Origin of the sequence: Corallococcus sp. 4LFB (assembly GCF_046520365.1) — a bacterium.
Classification (GTDB): domain Bacteria; phylum Myxococcota; class Myxococcia; order Myxococcales; family Myxococcaceae; genus Corallococcus; species Corallococcus caeni.
Window position 1 is genome coordinate 1 of the sequence record NZ_JBKGHJ010000805.1, and the last position, 2,457, is coordinate 2,457.

At 71.0% G+C, this 2,457-nt stretch carries 1 protein-coding gene; it reads right to left on the minus strand.

Annotation, left to right across the window (positions count from 1 at the left end; all coding sequences use genetic code 11):
* Positions 1-2,457 (minus strand): non-ribosomal peptide synthetase (locus ACLEQD_RS41355; protein ID WP_410391407.1); only part of this gene is annotated, 2,457 nt, incomplete at both ends.

Genomic DNA, 2,457 nt, shown 5'->3' on the forward strand with positions numbered 1-2,457 from the left:
GCCCTTCCAGGTGCAGGGCGCTCGGGATGTTGTACGTGGCCGAGCCGGGCTGGAGCTGATCCAGGAACCACAGCCGCTGCTGGGCGAACGACAGCGGTGCTTCGTCGCCTCGGGCGATGGCAGCCGGCGGCGGCAGGGCGATGCCTTCAGCGGCCTGGAGCGCCTCCTCCACGCGGAGGGCGAGCCGGGTGAGCGAGGGGGCCTCGAAGAGCGCGCGAAGGGGCAGCTCGATGCCGAACGCGGAGCGGATCCGTGAGACGAGCTGCGTGGCCAGCAGGGAGTGGCCACCCAGGGCGAAGAAATCGTCCTCGCGTCCGATGCGCTCCACGCGGAGCACGTCGGCCCAGAGTCCTGCGAGCAGCTCCTCGGTGGGGGTGCCAGGAGGCGCATACGCTTCGCGCTCCTGCGCGGACGCTTCCGGAGCGGGAAGGGCTTCGCGGTCGAGCTTGCCGTTGGGCGTGAGGGGCAGCGCCTCCAGCACGACGAAGGCTGAGGGCACCATGTACTCGGGCAGCCGCTGCTGCAGGGCCCCGCGCACGGAGGTGACGTCGAGCGCCGCAGAGGCAGGGACGACGTAGGCGACCAGCCGCTTGTCGCCGGGCACGTCCTCGCGCACGAGCACCCGTGCCTCGGAGACGGAGGGGAGCTGGCGCAGGGCGGATTCGATCTCGCCGGGCTCGATGCGGAAGCCGCGCAGCTTCACCTGGAAGTCAGTGCGGCCGAGGAAGTCGAGCGTGCCGTCCGCGAGCCAGCGGGCCTTGTCACCGGTGCGGTAGAGGCGCTGTCCCGGAGTGGTGGAGAAGGGGTGCGGGACGAAGCGCTCGGCGGTGAGGTCGGAGCGGTGGAGGTAGCCCCACGCGAGGCCGTCACCGCCGACGAAGAGTTCACCCGCGACGCCGACAGGGACGGGCCGCAGCGTGGCGTCCAGCACGTAGGCGGTGGACTGGGAGAGCGGCCTGCCAATGGGGACGGCGTGCCCGAAGTCGCTCCCAGGCGAGAGCGTGTGGGTGGTGGAGAAGGTCGTGTTCTCGGTGGGGCCGTAGCCGTTGACGAGGACGGAGTCCGGACCCAGGCGGGAGAGGTGCTGACGCACGCGCTCCGCGGGCAGCACGTCTCCGCCCACGAGCAGCCGAGGCACGCGGGCCAGCGCGTCTGGCTGATGGAGGGCGACCTGCTCGAAGAGGGCGGCGGTCAGCCACAGCGTCGTCACGCGGTGGTGGCGCAGCAGGGCCGCGAGCTCCTCGGTGGAGAGGGCGTGCGGCGGAGCGAGGACGAGCTTCGCGCCGTGAAGCAGCGCACCCCAGATCTCGAGGGTCGAAGCATCGAAGGCGACGGGAGCCAGCTGGAGGAAGGAGTGCTGGGGGCTGAAGTCGATGAAGGACGCGCCGCGCACGAGGCGCACGACGCCGCGGTGGGGCACCAGGACGCCCTTGGGCCTGCCGGTGGAACCCGAGGTGAAGAGGACGTAGGCGAGGCTGTCCGCCGACATTTCCACGGCGGGCGGGTGCGTAGGCTGACGCGCGAGGAGCGAGGCCTCGGTGTCCAGCAGGACGGTGCGGCCGGAGAAGCGGGGCAGGCGGTCCGTCATGCGGGAGTGGGTGAGGAGCAGGGGCGCGCGGCAGTCCGCCAGCAGCAGGGCGAGGCGCTCAGGAGGGGACGCCAGCTCCAGGGGGACGTAGGCGGCGCCGGCCTTGAGGATGGCGAGGAGTGAGACGACGAGGTCGAACGAGCGCTCCAGGGCGAGCGCGACGGTCGTGCCCGGAGCGGCGCCCGACGCGATGAGGAGATGGGCGAGCTGGTTGGCGCGTTCGTCGAGCTGCCGGTACGTGAGGCGGCCATCGCAGGAGACGAGAGCGATCGCGTCCGGCGCCTCACGCGCCTGGGCCTCGAAGCACTGGGGGATGGAGGCCTCCGCGGGGTAGGACGACCGCGTGTCGTTCCACCGCACCAGGACCTGGTGAAGCTCGTCCTGGGAGAGCATGGACGCGGAGGCGAGCGACGCCTCCGGATGGGAGACGAGCGCTTCGACGAGCGACACGAAGTGCCGTGCCATTCGCTGTGCGGTGGCGGGAGCGAAGAGACCGGTGTTGAAGCCGAGCGAGCCGTCGAAGCCGTCCGGTGTCTCGAAGAGGAACAGCTCCAGCTCGGCCTTGACGTTGTGGCCCTCCAGCTCCAGGCCGCGCAGGGAGAGCCCTGGGAGCTGGAGCGAAGGCATGGACGTGTTCTGCAGCGCGAAGAGGGCCTGGAAGAGCGGGGGGCGCGTCAGGTCGCGCTGGGGCCGCAGGGCCTCGACGAGCCGCTCGAAGGGGATGTCCTGGTGGGCATACGCACCCAGGGAGGCCTCACGCACCTGCTGGATCAACTGACGGAAGGAAGCGCCAGAAGAGACCTGTGCGCGAAGGACGAGCGTGTTGACGAAGAAGCCGATGAGGCTCTCCGTCTCCGCGTGGGTGCGGC